Origin of the sequence: Bartonella sp. AP9QHHD (assembly GCF_042195625.1) — a bacterium.
In the GTDB taxonomy this organism is placed as follows: Bacteria; Pseudomonadota; Alphaproteobacteria; order Rhizobiales; family Rhizobiaceae; genus Bartonella.
The window spans coordinates 1-2,331 of the sequence record NZ_JBHIOP010000061.1 but is presented as its reverse complement, the minus strand read 5'-3'; the positions used below and the strand labels follow the sequence as shown (position 1 = coordinate 2,331).

4 protein-coding genes are annotated in these 2,331 nt (G+C 36.7%); 2 read left to right on the top strand and 2 right to left on the bottom strand.

Annotated elements, in window-relative coordinates:
• Positions 1-198 precede the first annotated feature (198 nt).
• Together ACFIK4_RS04795 and ACFIK4_RS04790 are read left to right on the top strand one after the other, a co-directional pair.
• Positions 199-477 (top strand): type II toxin-antitoxin system RelE/ParE family toxin, encoded by a 279-nt coding sequence (locus ACFIK4_RS04795; protein ID WP_375618870.1) that lies wholly within the window; start codon positions 199-201, stop codon positions 475-477.
• A 10-nt stretch (positions 478-487) separates the two neighbouring features.
• On the top strand, positions 488-796 hold the full coding sequence (locus ACFIK4_RS04790) for a HigA family addiction module antitoxin (protein WP_273721170.1): 309 nt from the start codon (positions 488-490) through the stop codon (positions 794-796).
• A 75-nt stretch (positions 797-871) separates the two neighbouring features.
• Here the strand turns inward: ACFIK4_RS04790 and ACFIK4_RS04785 are convergent, their stop codons facing one another.
• Positions 872-1,123 carry a type II toxin-antitoxin system Phd/YefM family antitoxin gene (locus tag ACFIK4_RS04785; protein ID WP_375632903.1) on the bottom strand — a complete coding sequence of 84 codons (252 nt, stop codon included), beginning with the start codon at positions 1,121-1,123 and terminating at the stop codon, positions 872-874.
• Between the two features lie 122 nt (positions 1,124-1,245).
• Positions 1,246-1,767, bottom strand: coding sequence for a Rha family transcriptional regulator (locus ACFIK4_RS04780; protein WP_375675200.1), 522 nt, complete (start codon positions 1,765-1,767; stop codon positions 1,246-1,248).
• Positions 1,768-2,331: the final 564 nt, after the last annotated feature.

The window sequence follows — 2,331 nt, the reverse complement described above, 5'->3', positions numbered from 1 at the left end:
GTTTGTAAAATCCTTGATGTTAACGTGCAAATTTATCCCCTCCATGCACCTATTCTTCTCTTTACGCATGAGGTGGAGAAAAGAAAAACAAGTCTAGACGATAAGGGTTTCTAATGGGATGTTACTGTTTTTTCCATTTTAGCACTTATAATGTAAGCTATTTGTTGACATTAACAGTATTTTACGCTATATAAAAGAATGATTAAAACGTTTAAAAGCAAAACATTGGCAGAATTATTCAAAACGGGAAATTCATCCAAGATTGATAAGAAACTTGTAAAACGTATCATGGTTCGTCTTGATCGTTTAGATATTTCTGAAAGACCAGAAGATATGAATCTTCCAGGATTCAACTTTCATTCTTTGATTGGATATTCACCCACTCGTTACACTGTCCACGTTAACGGACCATGGTGTATTACCTTTGAATTTGACTCATGTAATGCTTACCGTGTTGATCTTGAACAATATCACTAAGGATACAGTTATGAATGACATTCCTGCACAAAGAGATAAAAACCGTTGTCCTACTCATCCAGGAGAAGTTTTAGCAGAAATTATTCCTGAGACAGGCAAAACAAAATCAGAAATTGCGCAGATGCTTGGTATATCACGCCAACATCTCTACGATATTCTGAACGCAAAAAAGCCTGTTTCTCCTGCTATTTCCGCTTGTCTTGGCAAAATGTTTGGTGATGGAGCTGCTATATGGTTACGTATGCAAGCTAATTATGACGCTTGGCATGCTGAACGTGAAACAAATGTTAGCAAAGTTCCAACACTTCACGCTGTTTGATCTCTTCCTCACTCTCAAGGGATAATGTTTTATGGAATACTGGATAAATAATAATATTGAACAACATCCCCCGCTTTAAACATGTTCGTTGCCATTTAAAATATCATCTAAACCACGATCTAAATCGTCTAATATATTTTGCGGTGCATCTGCATAAACAAAAGATTGTGCACCAGAACGCGCTTTTATTAATTCATGATATAAATCAACAGGAAGCATAATGATTTTTTCACGCCCTCGCTTTGTCAAAGCTACAGGTGTAGACATAGCCTCGTCTAAAATATCGCCTGCCCCGCGGTTTACATCTGTAAAACTATATTTTTTCATATGCACATCCTATCTTTAATGTATAATACGTATTATACGTATAATGTGTATTATGTGAAGATATTTTATACTGTTAACCACCTCCCCGCCTCAAGGCGAGGAGATAAAATCATGTTTTTAATTTAAGCTACTTTTGCAACAGGGCTTACTAAAACTCGCTTGGCTTCTTCAACAAGCGTTTTATAATGTTTGCTCTCTTCTGCTAGTGTAAAGGCTTTAACAAGATGCATGTGAAGCGGTCCATAAATATAAACAGCTTTTTCAGTAGGTCCCATTTCGTCCCAGTTTCTTGGAAAATCAAAGCGTGTATCACGGTCATTATCAATTAACTGGTTTTTTAAATCATAGAAAGCTTTAACGAGTGCTTTTTTAAACGCACGCACCGTATCATTGTTACGCATATAGGTCATGAGTAGAGTGGCTTGTGGTTCGTTGAGAATAGCAACTTCTCTCTTTTGACCACCTTTACCGTCTCTTTTACTCACTTGGATTTCAAATCCAAGTGAACCAAACTCTTCAAAATCCTTACGATTATTGCGTACTAACTGTATAACTGTTTTATGCGTATTCCCCACACCCTCAGCAATTTTTAAAGAGGTTGTGACAACGATGCCATCATTGTTGATTGTCACTAAATTGTTCATGATGAACTCCTAATGGTTTTAATGTCTCTATTGACACCCCCAAGGGTGCCGGGCGTTAGAAACACGGCCATTAGTCCGTCGCTATGTCTTCCCCTCGTGAGAAGGTATTGTATAGCATAGCTACACCCGACAAAATCGTTATATGCCAATAATAGCATAAAAGACAATCAGTATTTTAAATGCATGGGAGAGATCTTACGTGACCTATCCGCTAATGGTTTAGTGTTTCTAGCACTTATGATTCGATTAACATGAGGGTTTATTAGTGTCAATATGCTTTTAAAAAATTATTTTACATATTGTTGTTTTCAAAGGATCGCATTTGAAATGCTACCCTTTACTATTCACTCGCATTTGAAATGCTACCCTTTACTATTCACTCGCATTTGAAATGCTACCCTTTACTATTCACTCGCATTTGAAATGCGAGTGAACCAAAATTCTTATGTTTTACTGTTTTAAAGGGTGAGATTTCAAATCCAACCCTCATTTTTTTCCCATTCATTTCATTAGCCAACCATTTAAAGGAGTATAAAATGGCAACAGGTTTTCTACACGGTGTTG